We start from the raw sequence: 24,923 nt of genomic DNA on the forward strand, positions 1-24,923 counted from the left end.
GATATAAAAAATAAACTACTAATTCTAAGAATTAGTAGTTTATTTTTTATATTTTTAATGCTACTCATTAGAAAAAGCACCATTTTTAATAAAATCCATTGCAGATTCAACTATATCATTATAATCACTTTCATTATCAAAAACTATATATTTTAAGGCAATAAAGTTTGCAATACCAATGAAGCAGTATGATAAAACTTCTGAATCTATCTTTCTCATTTCATCATTTTCCTGAGCTCTTTCTATACCTTTTATATAGCTTTTAGAAAATTCCTCATAATATTCCTTGAAAAGTTCCATATCAACAAATTGAGCTTGCCATATTATTTTAAATATTCCTATATGTTCTCCTACAAAATTTAAAAATGTTTTTAACCCAACATATTCTTGGTTATATCTTGAAGTCTTAATTTTAGTTTCATTTTTAATTTCTTGTCTTAAGTCTTGCCCCAAATATTTTACTAAATATCTAAAAATACTTTTTTTATCTTTAAAATATATATATATAGTACCTTGAGCTACCTCAGATTTTTGAGCAATATCTACTATGCTAGTTTCAAAATAACCTTTTTCACTAAATAGTTGTTCAGCAGATTTACATATTTTATTTAAAGTTTCCATCCCTCTTTTTGTCTTAGGTTCATTTATTAATCCCAACTTAGTTCCTCCTAATTAAAAATCAGCTTATAAACTCGATATAAGCTGATTTTTCTAATATAATTAATATTATATCATTTTTTTTGGTATTTTTTAAAGAAATATTGATTTAGCTATATTTCTTCTAAATTAGTTATAGCAGATGTAATTGGTGGTACAACTTGTTTTTTCCTTGAAAGCACACCTTTTGCATAAAATGAATTATTTTTTATTTGTTTATCAAATGATTTTGCTATAAGCTCCTTATTTTCTCCTACAACTATCATTTCTGAAGCTTGCTCAAAAATGTCTGTAAGCATAAGGATAAATGTTGTATAGCCTTCTGTTTCAATTCTTTTTTGCATAAGGGAGAGTAAATCTGCTTTCATATCTTTTAAACTTTCTGGATCCATAGTATATACTTGAGCTATACCTATTTTTTGCTCATCAATTGTAAATACTTTAAAATCTTCACTTAATAATTGATCTGGTGTTTTTCCTATGAGAGATGTTCCTTCTTTAAACATTTCCATGGCAAATTCTTTAACGTTCAGATTGGCTATTTTTTCAAGTCTTTTAAGCATGACTTTATCTGTCTTTGTAGCAGTAGGAGATTTAAATAAAAGCGTATCAGATATAATTGCAGCAGCAAGTATTCCTGCAATTTTCTTTGAAGGTCTTCTTCCATTTTCAAAAAATATTGAAGCAATAACAGTTGCAGTACTACCTACAGGTTCATTTCTAAAATATATAGGAGTGCCTGTAAATACATCTGCTACTCTATGATGATCTATTATTTCTAATATTTCTGCTTCTTCTAATCCATCTATAGATTGACTTCTTTCATTATGGTCTACTAAGATTATCTTTTTCTTTTTACTTGATATTAAATGGTATCTAGAGATAAGTCCTACAACACGATTTGTATTGTCTGTTACTGGATATGATCTATATCTAGTTTGACTCATTTTCGCTTTTACATCATCTACTAAATCATCTAAATCAAATAAAACTAAATTTTTCTTTGTCATTACATAATCAACAGGAATAGATTGTGGAATTAGTCTAGATGTAGTAAATGTATCATGTGGTGTAGATATTATAGCGATATTTTTTGATTTTGCTTTTTTTATAATATCATCTTCGACATCTAAGTTTCCTGTTACAATCATAAGTGAAATATCTTTTTCTAATGCACTGTTTTGAATATCTTTTCTGTTTCCACATATAACAATATCATCTTTATCTATATAATTAGAGACAGTATTTGGTTCCATAGCAAGAACTAAAAGTTTTCCATTAAATTCTTTTATTTGGTCTGGAATATATATAGGTTTAGCAGAAAGTGTGTCTATTATATTGTCTATTGATGCTTTAGATTTACCTAGTATTGTATTATCCCATACATCAATATATGCCTGTATAATATCTGAAATTGTTACTATACCTAGTAATTCTTCTTTATCACCTACTACAGGGATACTATTTAAATTGTTTTTTTTCATTAATTCTAAAGCCATTCGAAAAGATATATCAGGAGTAATAGGTGCAATTTTATCAAAATGCAAATCTTCTACACTGAGTCTTATAGTGTCTAAAGCCTTTGGTGCTTCAACTCCAAAGTAGTCTAATATGAATTTAGTTTCTCTATTAATTTTTCCAAGTCTTACTGGAATAGCGTTTATATTACCATTTCCATTTTTATATTCTGCATATGCAAGTGCAGAACAAATTGAGTCAGAGTCTGGGTTTTTATGTCCTGTTATATATATGGTTTCATTCATTTAATACACCTCTTTTCAATGTTTGTTTTATATATTATATCATTTACTATGACTTTATTAAAATTCATAAAAATATTTATTTTTAAAATTGGTAAAAATTTAAAAGGTTTGTAATATGAGAATTAATGTAGTATAATTTAGCTTAATATTAAATAAATAAATATGAGGAGTGATATAATGAATAGATTTGAGGTAGGACCTCAAATACTTTATGGCAGAGGTTCTATTGGATGCTTGATTGAAAAAGACTTTAGAAACGTTATGCTTGTAACTGAAAAATTCATAGTGGATTCTGAAATATCCAAAAAAGTTACTAATATTCTCAGTTTACAAGGATCTGATTATAATGTATTTTCAGAGGTGAAACCAGACCCTACTGTAGATTTAGTAATTAAAGCTTTAGATATGATGGTATCTAAAAGACCAGATTGTATAATTGCTCTTGGTGGTGGTTCATCTATTGATACAGCTAAAGCGATGATGTATTTTTTCATGAAAATGGATCAAAACAAAGATATACAGAAACCATATTTTGTAGCAATTCCTACAACAAGTGGAACAGGTTCTGAAGTAACATCTTATTCTGTGATTACAGATACTAAGGAAGGCAAGAAGATAGCTTTTGATGATATAATCATGATGCCAGATTTAGCTATAGTGGATTCTAAATTCACAATAACAGTGCCGGAAAAAGTAACTGCAGATACTGGGTTAGATATATTGACTCATTCCATTGAAGCATTTGTATCTAAAAAATCAAATGATTATACAGATACATTGGCTGAAGGAGCTATTAAGATAGTATTTAGTTATTTGCTTAAAGCATTTAAAGATGGTAAAGATGAGGTTGCTAGAGAAAAACTTCATAATGCCTCTACTATGGCAGGTATTGCATTTAACAATTCGTCTCTAGGAATAAATCATAGTTTGGCACATGCATTAGGAGCTAGATTTCATATACCTCATGGAAGAGCAAATGCTATGTTAATGCCACATATCATAAAATATAATTCAGAAGATAGACAAGCTAGAAGTAGATATGCTTATATAACAAAAAGTATAGGTATAGAAGTGCCAGATGAAATAAATAGTGTGAATGCACTTGTAAAAGCAGTTGAGATACTAAACGAAAAACTTGGAATTCCATATACATTAAAAGATATGGGAATAGAAAAAGAAGAATTCTATAATGCTATAGATGAAATGGTTGATAAAGCAATGAATGATATATGCACAGAAAACAATCCAAGGATTCCATCTAGAACAGATTTTATAAAGATATATCAAGATTTATATAATGGAAAAAAATAGCATGATAATTTTTGTTAATATGATATTGATTTAATTTAAACAGTATGTTATAATGATTTAAAATTGAATATATATTGTACAATGGGGTGCAATAAGAAAGCGAAGAGGCTTACACTGAAACGGTTAACTATGTTTTGGGGTAGGGCTTTATGTGTTTTTAGACTAATTAAGGAATGATTAAAATGGAAAAAGAAAACAAACAAAGAATAATACAAGAATTTGTTCCTGGGAAACAAGTGACTTTAGCACATCTTATTGCAAATCCTGACAGGAGTATATATGTTAAGTTGGGACTAAATGATGAATTTAGTGATGCTATTGGTATACTTACTATAACTCCTAGTGAAGCAGCTATAATAGCAGCAGATGTAGCTACAAAATCAGCAGATGTAGAAATAGGTTTTATAGATAGATTTAGTGGATCTTTAGTTATTACTGGAGATGTATCAAGTGTAGAATCATCTTTAAAGGAAATAATAGCAGTATTGAGTGACTCACTTTTATTTACTCCAGCACAAATTACTAGATCATAAAGAGGTTAATATGAAAAAAATTATTATTATTGGTTCAATTGGTAGTGGGAAAACTACTTTAATACAGTCTTTAAAAAAAATGAATACTCAATATAAAAAGACACAAGCTTTAGAATATTATGGTAATATCATAGATACTCCAGGAGAGTATTTAGAAAATAGAAGATATTATAATGCTCTTACAATAGCATCCTATGATTGTGATGAGATAGCATTAATACAAGATTCAAGCAATAAAAGGTGTGTTTTTCCGCCTAACTTTGCTTCAATATTCACAAAACCAGTTATAGGTATAGTTACTAAAATAGATAAAGAAGATACCTATATTGAGGATTCTATAAAATGTCTTGAATTAGCTGGAGCTCAGAAAATATTTAAAGTAAGTTCAAAAGAAGATATAGGCATAAAAGATATACAAAATTATATTAATGATTAATATTCTAAAATTGTATCAAGGAGGCATAATATTATGAAATATAATATAGTGATAGCCGATGATGAGCCTATTACTAGAATGGACCTTAAGGAGTTTTTAGAGGAAGAAGGCTACAACGTTGTAGGGCAAGCTTCTGATGGGTTCGATGCAGTAGAATTATGTAAAGAGTATAATCCTGATTTAGTTCTTATGGATGTTAAAATGCCTATATTGGATGGTATGAAAGCATCTAAGGTAATATTAAAAGATAATATTGCTAAGAGTGTAATATTACTCACAGCTTATAGTGGACCAGAGTTTATAAAACAAGCAAAAGAAATTGGAGTTATGGGATATATTGTAAAACCCATAAATAAACCAAATCTTATACCTGCTATTGAGGTTGCCATAGCTAAAGGTAGAGAAATTCAAGAGATAAAAAAAGATATAAAAACAGCAAAAGATAAATTAGAAGCCAGAAAGGTTATTGAAAAAGCAAAAGGTATATTGATGGAAACAAATAATATTACTGAAGATCAAGCATATAAGAAAATTAAAAAACTAAGCATGGATAAACGTTGTCCTATGCAAGATATTGCATCTGCAATTATAATGAGTAATGCATAGAATGGAGGGGGACATTATCATTAGAGAAATATGTAAAAAGCACACTACCCTTTCTGATTCTGATATAGATAAAATTAAAGAAGTATCAAGGGTATTACCTTTGATAGCTAATTTAGTAAAGGCAGATATATTTATAGATTGTTTAACGGAAGATTCAGATACTGCTATAGTTGTTGCAGAGGCATCACCTACTACAGCTACTTCTATGTATAAAAATTCAGTTGTTGGTCAATTAGCTTTTAGAAAAAATGAACCAGCTGCTATTAGAACTTTAGAAATAGGAATGCCTACACGTGATTTAAAAGCTATAACACAGGAAAATAAAACAGTAAGACAAAGTGTTGTACCAATTTATAATAATAATGAAGATGTTATAGCGTGTTTGATAATGGAACAAGATATAACTCGGGATATAAATGAAACACACAAAATGGAAGTGCTTACAGAGACTACGGAACAACTTACAGAGACATTATTAAATTTTGAAGATAGTAAACATTCTTTGACCTATCATGTTAATGATGCCATAGTTATATTTGACAAAAAGGGAATAGCAACTTATGCAAATCCAGTTGCAAAAGAGCTTTATAAAAAGTTAGGGTATAAAGATCCTGTAATAGGAATGGATTTTAATAACTTATCTTTAGATGAAAATTCTATTATAGAAGTTATAAACGAACCTAGCTTGAGAAAGACCGAAATTACTGCAGGTAAATTTGTACTACAGTTAAAATACGCATTGATGAGAAGTGAAAACAAGATAATAGGAATTACAATGCTTATAAAAGATATAACTGAGGTAAGGCAAAAGGAAAAAGAGTTAATTTTAAAATCTGTTGCTATAAGGGAAATACACCATAGAGTAAAAAATAATTTACAAACAATTGCTAGTCTTTTGAGTCTTCAATCTAGAAGGGTTAAAAATGAATCAGTGAAAAAGGCTTTTCATGAAAGTATAAATAGAATGCTTAGTATTGCTGTTACTCATGAGATATTAGCTCAAAATGGTATAGATGATATAGATTTAAAAACTATAATAAATAAAATAAAAAATAGTACTTTAAGGTTAGGTTTACCTTATAAGAAGAAGATAAATATAAAAATAAAAGGCGATAGCATAACTATAAATTCTGATAAGGCTACTTCAATAGCATTAGTAGTAAATGAATTATTACAAAATTCTTTGGAGCATGCTTTTAAAGGTAAGGCTGAAGGAAATATAGAAATATCTGTACAAAAAGGTATATTATATTCCAGTATTTCTATAATTGACGATGGTCGTGGTTTTAATATAGATGAAAATAAAAAACATAGTTTAGGCCTTGAAATAGTAAAGAGTATTGTAAAGGATAAACTACAAGGGCATTTGAATATGGATTCTACGTCAAATGGTACGAAAGTAATTTTTGATTTTAAAAACGAATAATATAACACAATGGAGTGTTTGGAGAAGGCAAAGGAGCCTAGAGTGGTATGTGTATACGCATACCCTTTAGGCTCCTTTTGTTATTTTGACTGGAGGAATTTAATTGATGGAGCAAATACTTAGTGTAGGAATAGACATAGGAACTTCTACTACTCAATTAGTTTTTAGCAAACTATTTATTGAAAATACAGCTTCTTCTTTTGCTATACCGAAAGTAAATATAGTAGATAAAAAAGTTATATATAAAAGCAATATTTATTATACTCCTTTAAAATCTATAACTGAAATAGATGGTGAATATGTAAAGACAATTATAGAGTCAGAATATAAAAAAGCTAATATATCACCTAAAGATGTAGATACAGGAGCAGTAATAATAACTGGAGAGACAGCTAGAAAAGAAAACGCTAACTTGGTTTTAGAAAAATTAAGTGGATTAGCAGGAGATTTTGTAGTAGCTACTGCAGGACCTGATTTAGAATCTATAATTGCTGGAAAAGGTGCAGGAGCTGATGTGATTTCTAAACAAGAAAAAACAGTAGTAGCAAATTTAGATATTGGAGGCGGTACTACAAATATATCTATATTTGATAGAGGTGAAGTTATTGATACTACTTGTTTAGATATAGGTGGCAGATTAATTAAAGTAAATCCTGATACTATGAAAATTGAATATGTATCAGACAAAATAAAAAAGCTTGCTAAAAATATAGATATTGATTTAGAAGTTGGAAAAAAAATAAACCAACATGAATTAAATTATGTAACAGATAAAATGTCAGATGTGCTTGAAGAAGTATTAGGTATAGGAGTTAAGCAAAATAGTAAAGATCTAGATTTGATATTAACTACTAAGGGACTTAAAAAAGAATATGACATAGAATATATTTCTTTTTCAGGTGGAGTTGCAGATTGCATATATGATGCTGAAGAGAACAAAGAAAGTTTTCAATATGGTGATATAGGTGTAGTCTTAGGTAAAAGTATAAGAAAAAGTATGTTGTTTGATGAGTTTAAAGTACACAAGCCATCTGAAACTATAAGAGCTACAGTTGTAGGAGCAGGAACTCATACTACTGATATAAGTGGAAGTACTATTACTTTTACAAAAGATATGTTCCCATTTAAAAATATCCCTATTTTAAAACTTGCAAGTCAAGATGAAGAGTTAGATTACCATAGTTTAAGTGGAGTAATCCAGGAAAAACTTAATTGGTTTAACCTAGAAGATGGCAATCAACTAATAGCTTTAGCATTGAAGGGGGTGAAGAATATAAGCTTTAATGAGCTGCAATCTTTAGCCAAAAGTATCATTGAAGGTATGAAAGGAATAATAGATACTAAAAAACCTTTAATAGTTATTGTGGAAAATGACATAGCAAAAGCATTAGGACAAACCATAAACAGACTTTTAGGTTACAACAAAGATATAGTTTGTATAGACAGTGTAAAGGTGAAAAATGGTGACTTTATAGATATAGGTAAGCCTTTAGCAAATGGAAAGGTTGTTCCTGTTGTAATCAAGACATTAGCATTTGGATATTAATTATAAAACTAAGAGGTGAAAATGTATGATATTAAAAACTAAATTATTTGGAGAAGTATATCAGTTTAAATCAATTAAAGAAGTATTAGCTAAAGCCAATGAAGAAAAATCAGGGGATAATTTAGCAGGAGTTGCAGCAGAGTCAACAACTGAAAGAATAGCTGCAAAAGAAGTATTAAGCAATTTAACACTTAAGGATTTAAGAAATAACCCTGTTATTGGTTATGACGAAGATGAAGTTACTAGAATTATTCAAGACTCAGTAAATGAAAGAATTTATGGAGAAATAAAGAATTGGACAGTTGGAGAATTTAGAGAATGGTTGTTAGATCATAAAACTACAGAAAGCAAGATTAAAAGAGTAAGCAGAGGAATTACAAGTGAAATGGTTGCAGCTGTAACAAAGTTAATGTCAAACTTAGACCTTATATATGCTGCAAGTAAAATCAGAATAACTGCTACTTGTAATACAACAATAGGAGTTCCTGGTACTGCTTCTGCAAGACTTCAACCTAACCATCCAACAGATAATGTAGAAGGAATCTTAATTTCTGCTATGGAAGGATTATCTTATGGTATTGGTGATGCTGTAATAGGATTAAACCCTGTAAATGACAGTGTTAGCAAGGTTACTGAAGTATTAAATGCATTTGAAGACCTTAAAAACAAATGGGAAATACCTTCACAAACAAGTGTATTAGCTCATATTACTACTCAAATGAAAGCAGTAGAAAAAGGTGCACCTGCAGATATGATATTCCAAAGTATAGCAGGATCTGAAAAAGGTAATGAAGCATTTGGAGTAAATGCTAAATTAATAGGAGAAGCTAGAGATTTAATGTTAAAAGAAGGTACTTCAGCAGGGCCTAATGTAATGTATTTTGAAACAGGACAAGGTTCAGAGTTATCATCTGATGCTCATCATGGAGTAGACCAAGTAACATTAGAAGCAAGATGTTATGGATTAGCTAAAAAATATGATCCATTTATAGTAAATACAGTTGTTGGATTTATAGGACCAGAATATCTATACGATAGCAAGCAAGTTATAAGAGCAGGACTTGAAGATCACTTCATGGGTAAACTTAGTGGAATTTCAATGGGAGTTGACGTATGCTACACTAACCACATGAAAACTGACCAAAATGATATAGAAAATCTTTCAATATTATTACACAATGCAGGATGTAACTATATAATAGGTACTCCACTTGGAGACGATGTAATGCTTAACTATCAATCAGCAGGTTATCATGATATAGCAGCTTTAAGAGAGTTAATGAATCTAAAACCTATAAAAGAATTCCATGAGTGGACAGAAAAAATGGGCATAACAAGAAATGGAGTTTTAACTGAAAGAGCTGGAGATGCATCAATCTTTTTAAAATAATATAGATTATAATCATTGAAAAATGGAGAGGTGAATTAAATGGTATCTGAAAAAGATTTAAAAGAAATAGTTGAACAAGTATTATCACAATTAGATGGTAAACCTTCTGATAATAGTGATAAATGTTCTTTACCAGAAACAAAAGTATCAGATGTAGATAATAGTGAATTGTCTGATATAACTGAAGTGAATTTAAGGGAACAATTATTAGTGCCAGAACCAGAGAATAAGGAAGAGTATTTAGAGCTTAAAAAGAATACAGCTGCTAGAGTAGGTGTTTGGAGAGCTGGACCAAGATGTAAGACAAGCACACTTTTAAGATTTAGAGCAGATCATGCAGTTGCAATGGATGCAGTATTTACAAGTGTAGATGAAAAAATTGTTGAAGAAATGGATCTTTTTACAGTTAAAACAAAGTGTAAAGATAAAGATGAATATATAACTAGACCAGATTTAGGTAGACAGTTTGCTGATGAAGAAATAAATAAAATGAAAGAAAACTGCAAAAAGAATCCACAAGTTCAAATAATAGTTGCAGATGGATTAAGCTCTACAGCTATTGAAGCTAATATTAGAGATATACTTCCAACATTAAAGCAAGGGTTAGAAGGATATGGACTTGAACTTGGAACACCATTCTTTATTAAATATGGACGAGTTCCATCAATGGATGTAGTTTCAGAAGTTACTGGAGCAGATGTTACTTGTCTTTTAGTAGGAGAAAGACCTGGACTTGCAACAGGAGAAAGTATGAGTGCATATATAGCATATAAAGCAACAGTTGGAATGCCAGAAGCAAGAAGAAATGTAGTTTCAAATATTCATAAAGATGGTACTGCTGCAGTAGAAGCAGGAGCTCATATAGCTCACATTATAAATGAAATGGTAAAACAAAAAACTAGTGGTTTAGATTTAGAATTATAAATAGGAGGGATTATTCATGAAAAATGATCCAATTTGTGCAGAGGTATTAAGTGTTAAATTGATTCCAAATGTGGATGATGACTTAGCAAAAGCATTAGAACTAAAACCAGGACATAAGAGTATAGGATTAATAACAACAAATGTTGATGATGTTGGGTATACTGCATTAGATGATGCTACAAAGAAAGCAGAAGTTGCAGTAGCATATGCTAAATCTTTCTATGGTGGAGCTGACAATGCAAATACAAAACTCGCAGGTGAATTTATAGGTATTCTATCAGGCCCTACACCAGCTGAAGTAAGAAGTGGTTTAGATGCAGCAGTTGATTTTATTAAAAATGATGCATGTTTCTATAGTGCAAATGATGATGATTCTATAGTATATTATGCTCATTGTATTTCAAGAACAGGATCATTTATATCTGATATGTGTGGAATTAGAGAAGGAGAAGCTGTAGCTTACCTTATAGCACCTCCAATAGAATCTATGTATGCAATGGATGCTGCTCTAAAAGCTGCAGATGTTAAGATGGTAGAATTTTATGGACCACCATCTGAGACTAACTTTGGTGGAGGATTATTGACTGGTAGTCAATCAGCGTGTAAGGCAGCATGTGATGCATTTGCAGCTGCAGTAAATAGTGTAGCTGATAATCCAGTTAAATATTAGTATGAGCTGTGGTGATGATGATGAAAAATGAAGCTCTAGGAATGATAGAAACATATGGATATATAGGAGCAATTGAAGCTGCAGACGTATGTGTAAAATCAGCTAATGTGAAGTTGTTAGGTTGTGAATTTGTAAGAGGAGGACTTGTAACTATTCATATAACAGGTGATGTAGGAGCAGTAAAAGCATCTATAGATGCAGCAGAAGCAGCCGTTAAAAAAGTGGGTAGTTTAATATCCTCTCATGTAATACCTAGACCTGGCGAAGGTATTGAAAAAATATTGCCTGTAGGGGAAAATGAGAACAGTAATGAAGAAGATATTAAAGAGGAAGTAAAAGAAGAAAAAGAAGTAAATGAAGATTCAAAACTACAAGATAAAATAGAGCCAGAAGAAAAGAAAGAGCAAAATCAAGAATCACAAAAAGAGTCAAATAAAGAAGAAAAATCAAATGAAGACAATAGTTCATTTGATATAAAAATTTATACTAAAGAAGAACTTAAAAATATAAAAACAGTTAAGTTAAGAACTATAGCTCGAGAATTAGATGGTAAATATAGTGATTTTTTTCCAATAGAAAGAAATAAAATTAAATACTCTAAGAAAAACGAGCTAATAAGTGCAATACTAAAGTTTTATGAAAGGGTGAAGTAGGTGCATATAAAAGATAAAGACTTAAGCTCAATTCAAGAAGTAAGAGATTTAGTAGCAAAAGCTAAAAAAGCTCAAAAAGAATTGAAACTTAAAAGTCAAGAAGAAATAGATAGAATAGTTAAAGGAATGGCTGAAGAGGCATATAAACAAGCTGATAGATTAGCAAAAATGGCAGCAGAAGAAACAGGATTTGGAGTATATGAAGATAAAATAGTAAAGAACAAAGTTGCTAGTAAAGCAGTATATGATTATATAAAAGATATGAAGACTATAGGTATAATAAATGAAGATAAACACAGAAAAATAGTAGAAATAGCTACACCAGTTGGAGTTGTTGCAGGTTTAATTCCATCAACAAACCCTACATCTACAGCTATTTATAAGTCACTTATATCTGTTAAATCTGGAAATACAATAGTATTTAGTCCTCATCCTTCAGCATTAAATAGTATAAAAGAAACAGTAGATATACTTCAAAAGAAAGCAGAAGAATTAGGAGCTCCAGAAGGTACTATAAATTGCACAACAATACCTCATATGGAGGGAACTAGTGCTTTAATGAAGCATGATGATGTAAGCTTAATACTAGCTACAGGTGGTTCAGCTATGGTAAAGGCAGCTTATAGTTCAGGTACTCCAGCTTTAGGAGTAGGTCCTGGAAATGTACCTGCATTTATTGAAAGAACTGCTGATATAGATTTAGCAGTAAAGAGAATATTAGATAGTAAAACATTTGATAATGGTACAATATGTGCTTCAGAGCAAGCAATTGTAACAGAAAACTGCATTAAAAATCAAGTTAAAAAATCTCTTGTACAACAAGGAGCATACTTTTTAAATAGTGTTGAAAAGAAAAAAGTAGGAGATGTAATTCAAGATAAGTCAGGCAAGTTTAATGGAAAAATTGCTGGTAAATCTGCTAAAGAAGTAGCTAAAATGGCAGAAATTAAAGTTCCAAGCAATACAAGAGTATTAATTGCTGAAGAGACTAATGTAGGAATTAAATATCCATTCTCAAGAGAAAAATTATCTACAATACTTGGATTCTATTCTGAAGAAGATTGGAATATTGCATGTGATAAATGTATTGAGCTATTAAATTATGGCGGACTTGGTCATACATTATCAATTCATTCAAAGGATGAAGAGATAATCAAGGCATTTGCACTTAAGAAGCCTGCATCTAGAATTTTAGTTAATACTCCATCAGCACAAGGAGCTATAGGTGCAACTACTAATTTATCTCCATCACTTACTTTAGGTTGTGGAGCTGTAGGAGGAAGTGCTACATCAGATAATGTAAGTCCTTTAAATCTAATAGATGTAAAGAGATTAGCATATGGTGTAAAAGAATTAGAAGATTTAGCAGAAGAATATGAAATTGGCAAATGTGAACAAGATGACTCAGATGCTGATTTAGATGTTGAAACTATAACAAGATTAGTAATGGAACAATTACAAAATATAAAATAGTATAAAATTTAAAGGAGGATATTAAAATGGCAAATGCAAACGCATTAGGAATGATAGAAACTAAAGGATTGGTAGGATCTGTAGAAGCTGCAGATGCAATGGTAAAGGCAGCAAATGTTACACTTATTGGAAAAGAGCATGTAGGTGGAGGATTAGTAACTGTAATGGTTAGAGGCGATGTTGGAGCAGTTAAAGCTGCAACAGATGCTGGAGCAGCAGCAGCAGAAAGAGTTGGAGAATTAGTATCTGTACATGTTATACCAAGACCTCACAATGAAGTGGAAATTATATTACCAAAACTTGAAGGTTAATTAGTCTAAGGTGATATCTGACCCTTTATTTAAAGGGTCAGACTTATCCCTTTAAAAGGATGTGATAATAGATGAAAGTTTTGACTGAAGCTCAACTTAGAGCTAAGCATAAAAAGGAACAAATGGAGAATTTAATTGTCAAATCCAATACCATAATTACTCCTTCTGCTAAAGAATACTTAAATGAAAAAAATATTAAATTAGTATTTGAAGACAAGGAACATTTAGAAACAACTAATGAAGAACCAAAAGAATCTCAAAAAGAAGAAAAATTTACTCCTAAATATATATGCCAATATACAGGAGGACATTTAGAAGAAAAGCCAGAAAATATGACTCAATTATATGGTAATGAATTGGTTTTTAAAAATCATCCAAGCATTATATTTAGAGGAAAACTTGATAGTTTACAATCTAAAATACTTGAAATTCAAGTATTAGCTCATAAAGAAAAAAAGAGTAAATTAATAGATGATTTACAAGAAATACTTGAATTTGTTAGAAATATATTGAAATCAGAAGTTATAAATGAAAAGATAAAAGACTTTAATTTTTTTGGAATAGAAGAAACGGATATAAGAGAAATGTCACATAATCCAAAAAATAATTTAGGTGTGGATCATATTCTACCAGACTATAAAATGGGAGAATTAGTAATAGGACTTAATGCAATAAGAAGCAATATTCGTGAAGTTGAAATAGTTTCTATCTCGTTAAATAGAGATGACATCATTAAATCACTTAATAGATTAAGTAGTGCAGTATATGTAATGATGTGCAGATATTTAGCTGGATATTATAAGTAATATAGGAGGTGATTTCTTGGATGAATCAAGAGTAAAAGAAATGATAAGTAAAATTATAAGAGAGTTGAATTCAGATGATACAGACAAGATAATACCTGTAGAAGCATCTGCAAAACATGTTCATTTATGTAAAGAAGATGTAGAAAAATTATTTGGAAAAGGTTATAAACTTACTCCTAAAAGAGAATTATCTCAACCGGGTCAATTTTTATGCGAAGAAAGAATTAACATAATGGGACCTAAAGGAGTAATTAAAAATGTAGCTGTATTAGGACCTGAAAGAGGCAGTACTCAAATTGAAATATCTAAGACTGATGGTATATCTTTAGGTGTTAATGCACCTGTTAGAGATTCAGGAGATACAAAGGGTAGTGCAGATCTATTTATTTCAGCAGGAAAAAATATTATAAAAGCAGAAGAAGCTGTGATAATAGCAAGAAGACATATTCATATGCCACCAGAAGCAGCAGATAAATTTGGATTAGTAGATAAAGATGTTGTAAATGTAAAAATATTAAGTGATAGACCAGTTATATTTGAAGATGTTTTAATTAGAGTAAGTGAAAAATATAGTTTAAATATGCATATAGATTTTGATGAAGCTAATGCCTGCAATCTTAAAAAAGGGACAAAGGGACAAATACTGAATAAAAAGGAGAATATCTAATGGTGGACTTTAAAAATTCAGATGATTTAATCTCTCAATTGGAAAAAACTATTGATAATCCTAAGAAAGTAAATAAAGATGAAGAATTACTTGTAGGCGTGGATTTAGGTACAGCATATATTGTAATAGTTGTATTAGATAAAGATAAAAATCCAGTAGCATGTGAAATGGAATTTGCTCAAGTTATAAGAGACGGTTTAGTAGTTGATTATATAGGAGCTATGAATATAGTTAGAAAGCTTAAGAAAAATATAGAAGAAAAAATAGGAACTGATCTGACTAAAGCTGCAATAGCAGTACCACCAGGAACAGGTGAGAAAGATAGTAAGACTCATAGATATGTTGTCGAAGGTGCTGGATTAGAAGTTGTAAATATATTAGATGAACCTACAGCTGCAAATGAGGTACTCAATATAACTGATGGGGCTATAGTAGATATAGGTGGTGGAACTACTGGTTTATCTATAATAGAAGATAAAAATGTAGTATATGTAGCAGATGAAGCTACTGGAGGAACACATTTAACATTAGTAGTTGCTGGTAGTTATAAGATGAAGTTTGAAGATGCAGAGAACTTCAAAAAATCTAAAGATAAACAAAGCGAAGTATTTCCAGTAGTAATACCAGTAATTCAAAAAATGGCAAGTATAGTTCATAATCATATTCAAAAATATGATGTAAAAGAATTATATCTTGTAGGAGGTACAAGCTGTTTAGAAGGTATAGAAACCGTTATTGAAAAAGAAACAAAAGTAAAAACTATAAAACCTAAGAATCCATTTCTAGTAACCCCTTTAGGGATAGCAATGAATTGTAAAATATAAAGGACGTGGATATTTTGGATTTGAATACAGTTAATATTGATAAATTAGTAGAGTATTTAACAAATGAAGTAATGAAAAAAATAAATTCTAATACAGTACAAAAAGATAAAATCTTAGTAATTAGTAAAGAAGAAAATGATTTTAAAATAAAAGATGATAATTTTATAATAGATTATCTCTATGAAATAGATGAAAATTTAGAAATTGATAGTTATAAATATATTATAGTATCAGATTTTACAAAGGATCAATTAATTGATATTTCTATAGGTAAATCCACAGATAATATTTCTTCTGTAGTAACAGAAGGTATCCTGAAAGGAAAGTCAATTTCTATTTTAAATGATGGAGTAGAATATCATAAGTATAAAAATACTTCTAATAAAAACTTCTATAATATGCTTAAATCATACGAAGAAAAACTTATTTCCTTTGGAATAAGCTTTGTAGATAAAGAAAATATAGCTGAGATATTTTATGATAAAAAAGAAGAAGAGTCAAAAATAAATTTAGATAAACAAGACTTTTATACAGTTAATAATAAGATAATTACAGAATCCATATTAGAAGATATATATAGAAAAGGTTACAAAAATATTCTTATAAATAAAAATACTATAGTAACTCCCTTAGCCAAAGATTATATAAGAATAAATAATATTACAATTTCAAAAAAATAGAATCATAGGGAGGACAAGTTTATGATAATAGGCAAAGTAGTTGGAAATGTGTGGGCTACAAGAAAGGATGAAGCCTTAAATGGATTCAAACTGTTAGTAGTCAAACCATTAGATGAATATACTGAAAGAGACATCCCTACTATAGTTGCAACAGACATAATTGGAGCTGGCATAGGTGACAATGTATTAGTAGTAAAGGGAAGTTCAGCTAGGAAAGCGTTGGACAAAAATAATGCTCCTATAGATGCTACAATAGTTGGAATAATCGATGAAGTAGATATAGATGACAACTAAATAAAAAGAGGTGTTTAAATTATGGATTTATTACAAAAAACATATGAAGCGGGTGTTGTAGGAGCAGGGGGCGCTGGTTTTCCTACACATATAAAGTTAAATGCTAATGTTGAATACTTCATTATAAATGCAGCTGAATGTGAGCCTCTATTAAATACAGACAAATATCTTATGAGTATTAAAGCTGAAGAAATGATAAAAGGTATGGAACATATAGGAGAGCTTTTAGGAGCAAAGCATCTTACAATAGCTATAAAACAAAAAAATTCTAAGGAAATTAGTATTTTAAAAGAAACTATAAAAAAACTAGATTCTAAAGTCCAGTTATTTTATATGAAGAACTTCTATCCAGCTGGTGATGAACAAATGACAGTATATGAGGTTACAGGAAGATCAATTCCTGAAGCTGGTATTCCTTTAGATGTTGGAACTGTAGTATCAAATGTAGGTACTGTAATAAATGTATACAATGCTATAAATGATAAGCCAGTAACTGAAAAATACATCACTGTAGTCGGGGAAGTTAATAATCCTAGAATGTTAAAAGTACCAATAGGTATTTCAATAAAAGAGTGTATAGAAGCAGCAGGAGGTTCAACCCTTGATGATTATGCAGTAATAATAGGTGGACCTATGATGGGTACTATAATAGATGATGATGAATCAAGTAGTATATATATCAAGAAAACAGATGGTTCATTAATAGTCTTACCAAAAGATCACTATATAGTTAAAAGAAAAAGAAAACCTATAAAAACAATAATAAATGAAACACGTTCAGCGTGTATTCAGTGTAGGTATTGTACTGATTTATGTCACAGATATCTTTTAGGACATAAATTAAGACCACATAGAGTTATGAGAAATGTAGGAATGGCAGAGCGAGATCCAGAAATTATGAAAGAATCTTTATTATGCTGTGAATGTGGAATATGTGAACTATATTCTTGCCCTATGGGATTGTCTCCTAGATTAGTAAATATCTTTGTTAAAGGTGAACTGAGAAAACAAGGTATAAGACCAGAAAAAGGCAGTTTAGATATAGAAAGTAGAGAGATGATAGAGTATAGAAAAATACCTACTAATAGATTAATGTCTAGATTAGATATTATGAAATATTCTGATCAACAAATAGATGAATTAAAAGAAGTTACAGTTAAAAAAGTATCTATTCCATTGAGTCAACACATAGGAAAACCTGCTACAGCTATAGTGACTATAGGGGATAAAGTATCAAGAGGACAGTTAATAGGAAAAGTAGAAAGAAATGATATGGGAGCAAATGTCCATTCATCTATAGATGGTAAGGTAGTAGATATTTCAGATAAAATTATCATTGAAATGGAAGATAATGAGGTGATCTTATGATAAGAACTATAGGTCTTATAGAATTAAATAGTATAGCTAAAGGTATTGAAACAGCAGATGCTATGTTAAAAGCTGCAGAAGTAAACTTGATATTATCAAATTCAATATGTCCTGGTAAATATATAGTTTTAATATCAGGTGATGTTGGATCAGTAAAATCAGCAGTAGAAGTAGGAAAAAATATAGGAAGAGAATATATAGTAGATGAATTAATATTACCAAGTGTTCATCCACAATTAATAAATGCTATAAATGGTGCTACAGAAATAGGAGATCTAAATGCTATAGGAGCAATGGAATTTTTCAGCATAGCTACTTCAATTGTTGCAGCAGATGCAGCAGCAAAAGCTGCTTCTATAAACTTAATTGAAATAAGGCTTGGGTTTGCAATAGGTGGAAAATCTTTTGTAACTTTAAGTGGTGATATAAGTGCAGTCAATGAAGCAGTAGAAGCAGGATCAAGTATAGGTAAAGAAAATGGAATGCTTATAAATAAAGTAGTTATACCATCTCCTAGAAAAGAAGTTTTTGAAAAGCTCTTATAAAAGACAGGAGTGATAATGTGAAAAAGATATTACTTACTAAAAATAATTATAAAGAATATATATCTAAAGGTAGTTCAAATATATATGTAGATAACAATATGATACTTACTGCCGGAGCTAAAGATGAAATAAGAAAAAATAATTTAAAAATAGTTTATGGAGAAAAACCAGAACAAGATAGTAATTTATCAGAAGAAGAAATCCTTAAAAATAAAGTAATAGAAATATTAAAGCAAGATCATAATGTAACAGACGAACAAAAAGTTGATAAAGTTATAAAAATAGTTTTAAAAATAGTTCTAAAAAACAAATAAAAAATTAAGAGGAGTGATTGTAAATGGCAATTCAAAATGCATTAGGAATGATAGAAACAAAAGGGTTAGTAGGAGCAGTGGAAGCAGCAGATGCAATGGTGAAAGCAGCAAATGTTACATTAATAGGTAAGCAACAAGTTGGTGGAGGATTAGTAACTGTAATGGTTAGAGGTGATGTTGGAGCAGTTAAAGCATCAACAGATGCAGGAGCAGCAGCAGCAGAAAGAGTTGGACAATTAATTTCTGTTCATGTAATACCAAGACCACATAATGAAGTTGAAGTAGTATTACCAAAGAGTGAGTAGTATAGAAAATGAAATTTAGAAACCTTAATAAATAGAGGGGGTAAAGTAGATGAGTATAAATGAGATTATTGTATATATAATGGTATTTTTCATGGTATTAGGAGCACTAGATAAGATAATTGGTAATAAGTTTGGGTTAGGAGAGCAATTTGAAGAAGGAATCATGGCAATGGGTTCCCTTGCAGTAGCAATGGTAGGGGTTATTTCATTAGCTCCAGTACTTGCAAAAATTCTTAGACCTATAGTATCACCAGTATATACTGCATTAGGTGCTGACCCAGCAATGTTTGCTACTACTCTTTTAGCAAATGATATGGGTGGTTATCCACTAGCTGTAGAAATGGCTCAAACACCAGAAGCTGGACTTTTTGCAGGACTTATTTTAGGAGCTATGATGGGACCTACTATAGTTTTTACTATACCAGTAGCATTAGGTATAATTAAAAAAGAGGACCATAAATTCTTAGCAACAGGTATATTAGCTGGTATAGTAACTATACCAATTGGAGCATTTGTAGGAGGAATAGTTGCAGGATTTAGCGTAAGTATGATAGTAAGTAATTTAATTCCAATAATTCTAGTTGCTGTGCTTATTGCATTAGGATTATGGAAGATGCCAGAGAAGATGATTAAAGGATTTACTGTATTCGGAAAAGGTGTTGTAGTAGTTATAACTATTGGACTTGCAGCTATAATAATAGAAACACTTACAGGAATAGTAGTAATTCCAGGTATGGCACCAATTTCTGATGGAATAGAAATTGTTGGTTCAATAGCAATAGTATTAGCTGGAGCATTCCCTATGGTATATGTAATAACAAAAGTATTTAGAAAGCCATTATTAAAAGTAGGAAAGTTATTAGGAATGAATGATGTTGCAGCAGCAGGTATGGTAGCTACTCTTGCAAATAACATACCTATGTTTGGGTTAATGAAAGATATGGATGAAAGAGGAAAAATTATAAATGTTGCTTTTGCAGTAAGTGCCGCTTTTGTATTTGGGGATCACCTAGGATTTACAGCAGGTGTAGCAAGAGAAATGATATTCCCTATGGTAGTAGGAAAGCTTGTAGGTGGTATAACAGCTATTATGGTAGCTATGCTTATTGCTAATAAAACAGTAGGTAAAAATACTACAGTAGTGCCAGAAGGTATTGCAGATGATTTAGATGATAAGAGGAGCAATGCTTAATGGATAGTAAGAAAATTGAAGAAGTAGTTAAAAAAGTTGTAATGAGTTATATGAATCAATCTGAAAAAGAAATAAAAAAGATTGATAAAAGTGGAGTAGCGGTAGTAAAAACTAACAAAGTAAAACCAGAAAAGTTTGACACAGGTAAGCCAGGAGATAAAGTTTATTTAAAAGATGTTTTTACCCTTGAAGAAAGTCCAAGGCTTGGTTGTGGTGTAATGGAAATGGAAGAAACAGTATTTGACTGGACTCTTAAATATGATGAAATAGACTATATAATGGAAGGAACTTTAGAAATAATTATTGATGGTAGAAAGGTAGTTGGAGAACAAGGTGATATAATTTTAATTCCTAAAGATACTCCAATAAAATTCAGCTGTCCTGATCATGCTAAGTTTATTTATGTAGTTTACCCTGCTAATTGGGATCAATTATAATATTAAATTTAAAAGACAAAAATTCTAATTCTCTAGAATTTTTGTCTTTTATAATGTATAATTATTTAAAAAATGTAATATTTATATTTTGAAAAGGGTATAAATTTGAAAAGGAGATGATTATATTGGCTGATATTATTGATTATAGTATTAAAGGTTCTGATATGCAGATTGTAGAAATTGAGTTAGATCCAGGAGAAGGAGTAAGGGCAGAAGCTGGTACTATGCTTTATATGAACAAAGATATTGAAATGGAAACTTCAACTGGTGGCGGACTATTTAAAGGCTTTAAAAGAGCATTTACAGGAGAAAGTTTCTTTATAACAACATTTTTAAATAATGGAAGAGGTAGAGAAAAGGTAGCTTTTAGTGCACCTTATCCTGGAAATATAATACCTATTCAATTAGATAATTGTGGTGGCAAATTTATATGTCAAAAAGATTCTTTTCTATGTGCTGCAAATGGAATAGAAGTAGAAGTAGAATTCACTAAAAAACTTGGTGCTGGATTTTTTGGTAGAGAAGGATTTATACTTCAAAGATTAGAAGGTAACGGACTTGCTTTTGTTCATGCTGGTGGTACTATTATAGAAAGAGAATTAAAACCAGGTGAAGTATTGAGAGTTGATACAGGTTGTCTTGTTGGATTTGAGACATCAGTAGATTATGATGTACAGTTTATAGGCGGATTTAAAAATGCTTTATTTGGTAAAGAAGGATTATTCTTAACTAGATTAACAGGTCCAGGAAAAGTATATCTTCAAAGTTTACCATTATCTAAAATGGCAGAGAGAATATTTGCAGCTGTAGGTAGTAGAACAGGAGAAGGTAGAGGAGATAGAGGTAACATGGGTGGTAATATAGGTGCTGGAATAGCAGGTGGAATACTTGGAAGTATGTTTGGTGATGACAATTAAGTAGAATATAACTCCTATATAGGAGTTGTTTTCTATTTATTTAAGTTTTTTATTAAATAATATATAATTAAATTGGTGATTAAAATGTTAAAGATAAATATACCTGTTGAGGTTCAATATATATTAGATAAATTAAATGATAAAGGATTTGAAGCATATATAGTAGGTGGATGTGTACGTGATAGCTTTATGCAAAGAATTCCAAATGATTGGGATGTTACAACGTCAGCTTTACCTGAACAGATTTTAGAAGTATTTAGTAATGAAAAAACAATAGAAACAGGGAAGAAATTTGGAACTATAACTGTGATTAAAAATAGTAACTCTATAGAAATAACAACATTCAGAGCAGAAGGCGAATATAAAGATAACAGACGACCAGAAAAGGTAGAGTTTAAAAAGGATATAAAAGAGGACTTAAAAAGAAGAGATTTTACTATAAATGCTATAGCCTATAATCCAAATACAGGTATCATTGATCCCTTTAGAGGAAAAGAGGATATAAGAAAAAGAGTGATAAGAACTGTAGGACATTCAAAGGAAAGATTTCTTGAAGATGCTCTTAGAATATTAAGAGCTGTAAGATTTAGTACCCAACTTGGATTTAATATAGAAATTAATACATATAAATCTATAATAAATCTAAGGAATAAACTTGAAAATATATCTAAAGAAAGAATAAGAGATGAGTTTTTTAAAATTCTATTATCACCTAAACCATCAATAGGAATTAGATTATTGGTAGATACTGGTTTAATACATTATATAGTACCTGAAATTGTGGAAAGTGTGGATTTTAATCAACATAATCCACATCATAATAAAAATGTATTCGATCATATACTTTGTGTTGTGGATAATTCTCCAAGAATAATAGAAAACAGATTGTCTGCATTTTTACATGATATAGCAAAACCACATACTTTTTCAATAGATGATAAAGGGATAGGTCATTTTTATAATCATCAAAAAAAGGGAAGTGAATTATCTAAAGATATACTTAAAAGGTTAAATGTTTCTAAAAAATTAATTAATACTGTAAGTGTACTTGTTAAAGAACATATGATAGGACATAATGAATTTAGTGATAGAGGGCTTAAAAGATTAATAAATAGAGTAGGTAAAGATGATATATTTAAACTTTTAGATTTAATGCGTGCTGATATAAAATGTACAAATCATAGTGAAGATGTGGAAGATATAAATAAATTAGAAAAAAGAATAATCCATATATTAAATAAAAAGCAGCCTATGAGTACAAAGGAGTTACAAATAAATGGATATGATTTAATGGATTTAGGTATTCCTAAAGGTCCACAGATAGGTAAAATACTTAATATATTACTTGAATATGTGTTGGAAGATGAAAGTTTAAATACTCGTGAAAAGTTATTAGATATAGTAGAAAATATTAAAGGAGATTAAATATTATGTCAGAAAATATTTTATCTGTTTCAAGAAAAGAACTTAAATATAAAATTAATTTCATGCAATATGTTAAGTTATCATATGTTTTATCTTCTGCTTTAACATCAGATAAAAATAATGGAGTTGATGGATACACTGTTAGATCATTATATTTTGATACATATAATAATATGGACTTTTATGATAAATTAAATGGTGTTGAAAATAGAAAGAAAATAAGACTTAGACTATATAGATATGATTCAGATAAGGTAAAGCTTGAAATTAAAAAGAAATATGGTGATAATCAACAAAAGAAAACTGTCTGGATAGATAGATTAGATGCCGAAGAACTGATAAAATGTAATTATGAAGTACTTAAAAAATATAAATCCAATATAGCAAACACAATATATAATATTATGAAGATAGATTCTATGAAACCAGTAGTATTAATTGAATACAAGAGAAAAGCATTTGTACATGCCATGAACAATATAAGACTTACTTTAGATAGTCAAATACATGCAAGTGAAACAAATTTTGATTTTTTTGCTAAAAATCCAATAATGAATCCAGTGGAAAATTTTTATTATCCATTATTAGAAGTTAAGTTTAATGGGTTTATTCATAAGTGGATAGCTGATTTAATAAAGATTCATTCTTTAAACAAACAATCATTTAGTAAATATGTAGAATCAAGAAAAATATTTCATCAGTATATGGCATAAAAAGGAGAGGTTAATTTGAAAGAAACAATTTATAATTTATTATATGAAGGAACATCATCTTCATCACCTATGTTTTCTATTCAAAACATGATAGTTGCACTTATACTAGGAATCTTAGTTTGTATTACATATAGGATAACATATAGTGGTGTTGCATATAATAAGAGATTCAATACATCCCTTATGATGTTAACATTGATAACTACAATGGTTATGAATATATTAGCAAGTAGCTTAGCGCTTTCTTTAGGGATGGTAGGTGCACTTTCTATTATAAGATTTAGAACTGCAGTTAAAGATCCAAGAGATACAACATATATATTTTGGGCTATAGCCATTGGGCTTGGTGCTGGTTCTTCTAATTATTATGTAGTAGCAATAGGATCAATTTTTGTAGTAATTATTAGTTTAATTTTAAGTTTTGGATTCAAAGATTCAAATAGTTACTTGGTTATAGTTAGAGGGAATTTAGAGAGTCTTGAGACAGTTAGGTCATCACTTTTTCAAATATATAAGGCTTGTAAACTAAGGGCTGAAACTGTAACAGAAGACCATATAGAAATTGTATATCAAATAAAAATTCGAAAAAATGAAAATATAAAAGAATATGAAAAACTAAAAAATATTGAAGGTGTAGAATTTGTTAATATGGTAGCTCAAGACGGAGAAACATTAGGATGAGAAATCAGAAAATAATAAAAAAAATAAAAAAATAAAATATTATATTATTTCTTTTT

General features: G+C 29.8%; 29 protein-coding genes. 27 read left to right on the forward strand and 2 right to left on the reverse strand.

The genetic code is table 11. The features are described from left to right. Nucleotides 1-60: 60 nt before the first annotated feature. Nucleotides 61-657, reverse strand: a complete 597-nt coding sequence (locus E0D94_RS01990; RefSeq protein WP_130805632.1) for a TetR/AcrR family transcriptional regulator — start codon at nucleotides 655-657, stop codon at nucleotides 61-63. A 113-nt stretch (nucleotides 658-770) separates the two neighbouring features. Then, complete coding sequence (locus E0D94_RS01995) at nucleotides 771-2,420, reverse strand: putative manganese-dependent inorganic diphosphatase (protein ID WP_130805633.1); 1,650 nt, start codon at nucleotides 2,418-2,420, stop codon at nucleotides 771-773. 177 nt (nucleotides 2,421-2,597) lie between these two features. On the opposite strand from E0D94_RS01995, the gene E0D94_RS02000 reads away from it, so the two are divergent. The 27 genes from E0D94_RS02000 to E0D94_RS02130 all read left to right on the forward strand — a co-directional run bounded on the left by E0D94_RS02000 (nucleotide 2,598) and on the right by E0D94_RS02130 (nucleotide 24,867). After that, on the forward strand, nucleotides 2,598-3,731 hold the full coding sequence (locus E0D94_RS02000) for a 1-propanol dehydrogenase PduQ (protein WP_165442835.1): 1,134 nt from the start codon (nucleotides 2,598-2,600) through the stop codon (nucleotides 3,729-3,731). Nucleotides 3,732-3,913: 182 nt separating this feature from the next. After that, nucleotides 3,914-4,264: an ethanolamine utilization microcompartment protein EutS gene (gene eutS, locus E0D94_RS02005; RefSeq protein ID WP_130805635.1), complete on the forward strand. Its 351-nt coding sequence runs from the start codon at nucleotides 3,914-3,916 to the stop codon at nucleotides 4,262-4,264. Between the two features lie 10 nt (nucleotides 4,265-4,274). After that, nucleotides 4,275-4,700: a EutP/PduV family microcompartment system protein gene (locus E0D94_RS02010; protein ID WP_130805636.1), complete on the forward strand. Its 426-nt coding sequence runs from the start codon at nucleotides 4,275-4,277 to the stop codon at nucleotides 4,698-4,700. A 33-nt stretch (nucleotides 4,701-4,733) separates the two neighbouring features. Next, the gene (locus E0D94_RS02015; RefSeq protein ID WP_130805637.1) at nucleotides 4,734-5,306 is read left to right on the forward strand and encodes an ANTAR domain-containing response regulator; all 573 of its coding nucleotides are present in this window, start codon (nucleotides 4,734-4,736) and stop codon (nucleotides 5,304-5,306) included. Then, nucleotides 5,299-6,732: a sensor histidine kinase gene (locus E0D94_RS02020; protein WP_242620461.1), complete on the forward strand. Its 1,434-nt coding sequence runs from the start codon at nucleotides 5,299-5,301 to the stop codon at nucleotides 6,730-6,732. Before E0D94_RS02015 ends, E0D94_RS02020 begins: the two co-directional genes overlap by 8 nt. Nucleotides 6,733-6,835: 103 nt before the next feature. Further along, nucleotides 6,836-8,278 (forward strand): ethanolamine ammonia-lyase reactivating factor EutA, encoded by a 1,443-nt coding sequence (gene eutA, locus E0D94_RS02025; protein ID WP_130805638.1) that lies wholly within the window; start codon nucleotides 6,836-6,838, stop codon nucleotides 8,276-8,278. Between the two features lie 25 nt (nucleotides 8,279-8,303). Then, entirely contained in the window at nucleotides 8,304-9,668 is a 1,365-nt protein-coding gene (locus E0D94_RS02030) for an ethanolamine ammonia-lyase subunit EutB (RefSeq protein WP_130805639.1), read from the forward strand. Nucleotides 9,669-9,707: 39 nt separating this feature from the next. Then, entirely contained in the window at nucleotides 9,708-10,592 is an 885-nt protein-coding gene (gene eutC / locus E0D94_RS02035; protein ID WP_130805640.1) for an ethanolamine ammonia-lyase subunit EutC, read from the forward strand. A 16-nt stretch (nucleotides 10,593-10,608) separates the two neighbouring features. Continuing rightward, nucleotides 10,609-11,262 carry an ethanolamine utilization microcompartment protein EutL gene (gene eutL, locus E0D94_RS02040; protein ID WP_130805641.1) on the forward strand — a complete coding sequence of 218 codons (654 nt, stop codon included), beginning with the start codon at nucleotides 10,609-10,611 and terminating at the stop codon, nucleotides 11,260-11,262. A gap of 20 nt (nucleotides 11,263-11,282) precedes the next feature. Beyond that, nucleotides 11,283-11,915 carry a BMC domain-containing protein gene (locus tag E0D94_RS15065; protein WP_130805642.1) on the forward strand — a complete coding sequence of 211 codons (633 nt, stop codon included), beginning with the start codon at nucleotides 11,283-11,285 and terminating at the stop codon, nucleotides 11,913-11,915. After that, nucleotides 11,916-13,388 carry an acetaldehyde dehydrogenase (acetylating) gene (locus E0D94_RS02050; RefSeq protein ID WP_130805643.1) on the forward strand — a complete coding sequence of 491 codons (1,473 nt, stop codon included), beginning with the start codon at nucleotides 11,916-11,918 and terminating at the stop codon, nucleotides 13,386-13,388. A gap of 26 nt (nucleotides 13,389-13,414) precedes the next feature. Continuing rightward, a complete protein-coding gene (locus tag E0D94_RS02055) occupies nucleotides 13,415-13,699 on the forward strand; it encodes a BMC domain-containing protein (protein ID WP_130805644.1) in 285 nt (94 codons plus the stop codon). A 71-nt stretch (nucleotides 13,700-13,770) separates the two neighbouring features. Next, nucleotides 13,771-14,505, forward strand: coding sequence for a cobalamin adenosyltransferase (locus tag E0D94_RS02060; RefSeq protein ID WP_130805645.1), 735 nt, complete (start codon nucleotides 13,771-13,773; stop codon nucleotides 14,503-14,505). A gap of 16 nt (nucleotides 14,506-14,521) precedes the next feature. Continuing rightward, nucleotides 14,522-15,172: a phosphate propanoyltransferase gene (pduL, locus tag E0D94_RS02065; RefSeq protein WP_242620462.1), complete on the forward strand. Its 651-nt coding sequence runs from the start codon at nucleotides 14,522-14,524 to the stop codon at nucleotides 15,170-15,172. Next, nucleotides 15,172-15,996: an ethanolamine utilization protein EutJ gene (gene eutJ, locus E0D94_RS02070; protein WP_130805646.1), complete on the forward strand. Its 825-nt coding sequence runs from the start codon at nucleotides 15,172-15,174 to the stop codon at nucleotides 15,994-15,996. Before pduL ends, eutJ begins: the two co-directional genes overlap by 1 nt. A 14-nt stretch (nucleotides 15,997-16,010) precedes the next feature. Beyond that, nucleotides 16,011-16,676, forward strand: coding sequence for a hypothetical protein (locus E0D94_RS02075; RefSeq protein WP_130805647.1), 666 nt, complete (start codon nucleotides 16,011-16,013; stop codon nucleotides 16,674-16,676). A 21-nt stretch (nucleotides 16,677-16,697) separates the two neighbouring features. Continuing rightward, on the forward strand, nucleotides 16,698-16,970 hold the full coding sequence (locus E0D94_RS02080) for a EutN/CcmL family microcompartment protein (RefSeq protein ID WP_130805648.1): 273 nt from the start codon (nucleotides 16,698-16,700) through the stop codon (nucleotides 16,968-16,970). Between the two features lie 21 nt (nucleotides 16,971-16,991). Continuing rightward, nucleotides 16,992-18,338: a 4Fe-4S dicluster domain-containing protein gene (locus E0D94_RS02085; RefSeq protein ID WP_130805649.1), complete on the forward strand. Its 1,347-nt coding sequence runs from the start codon at nucleotides 16,992-16,994 to the stop codon at nucleotides 18,336-18,338. Beyond that, nucleotides 18,335-18,883, forward strand: coding sequence for a BMC domain-containing protein (locus E0D94_RS02090; protein ID WP_130805650.1), 549 nt, complete (start codon nucleotides 18,335-18,337; stop codon nucleotides 18,881-18,883). Before E0D94_RS02085 ends, E0D94_RS02090 begins: the two co-directional genes overlap by 4 nt. Nucleotides 18,884-18,900: 17 nt before the next feature. Next, nucleotides 18,901-19,197, forward strand: coding sequence for a hypothetical protein (locus tag E0D94_RS02095; protein WP_130805651.1), 297 nt, complete (start codon nucleotides 18,901-18,903; stop codon nucleotides 19,195-19,197). 23 nt (nucleotides 19,198-19,220) lie between these two features. Then, nucleotides 19,221-19,502, forward strand: coding sequence for a BMC domain-containing protein (locus E0D94_RS02100; protein WP_130805652.1), 282 nt, complete (start codon nucleotides 19,221-19,223; stop codon nucleotides 19,500-19,502). 49 nt (nucleotides 19,503-19,551) lie between these two features. Beyond that, nucleotides 19,552-20,694, forward strand: a complete 1,143-nt coding sequence (eutH, locus tag E0D94_RS02105) for an ethanolamine utilization protein EutH (protein WP_130805653.1) — start codon at nucleotides 19,552-19,554, stop codon at nucleotides 20,692-20,694. Further along, nucleotides 20,694-21,131, forward strand: coding sequence for a cupin domain-containing protein (locus E0D94_RS02110; protein WP_130805654.1), 438 nt, complete (start codon nucleotides 20,694-20,696; stop codon nucleotides 21,129-21,131). The genes eutH and E0D94_RS02110 overlap by 1 nt, the downstream gene beginning before the upstream one ends. A 125-nt stretch (nucleotides 21,132-21,256) precedes the next feature. Then, nucleotides 21,257-22,048, forward strand: coding sequence for a TIGR00266 family protein (locus tag E0D94_RS02115; RefSeq protein WP_130805655.1), 792 nt, complete (start codon nucleotides 21,257-21,259; stop codon nucleotides 22,046-22,048). Between the two features lie 84 nt (nucleotides 22,049-22,132). Next, entirely contained in the window at nucleotides 22,133-23,473 is a 1,341-nt protein-coding gene (locus tag E0D94_RS02120) for a CCA tRNA nucleotidyltransferase (protein WP_242620463.1), read from the forward strand. A 5-nt stretch (nucleotides 23,474-23,478) separates the two neighbouring features. After that, nucleotides 23,479-24,186, forward strand: a complete 708-nt coding sequence (locus E0D94_RS02125) for a polyphosphate polymerase domain-containing protein (protein ID WP_130805657.1) — start codon at nucleotides 23,479-23,481, stop codon at nucleotides 24,184-24,186. A gap of 15 nt (nucleotides 24,187-24,201) precedes the next feature. Continuing rightward, nucleotides 24,202-24,867, forward strand: a complete 666-nt coding sequence (locus E0D94_RS02130; protein ID WP_242620464.1) for a DUF4956 domain-containing protein — start codon at nucleotides 24,202-24,204, stop codon at nucleotides 24,865-24,867. Nucleotides 24,868-24,923 lie beyond the last annotated feature (56 nt).

Source organism: Senegalia massiliensis, from assembly GCF_900626135.1.
GTDB lineage: Bacteria > Bacillota > Clostridia > Tissierellales > SIT17 > Anaeromonas > Anaeromonas massiliensis.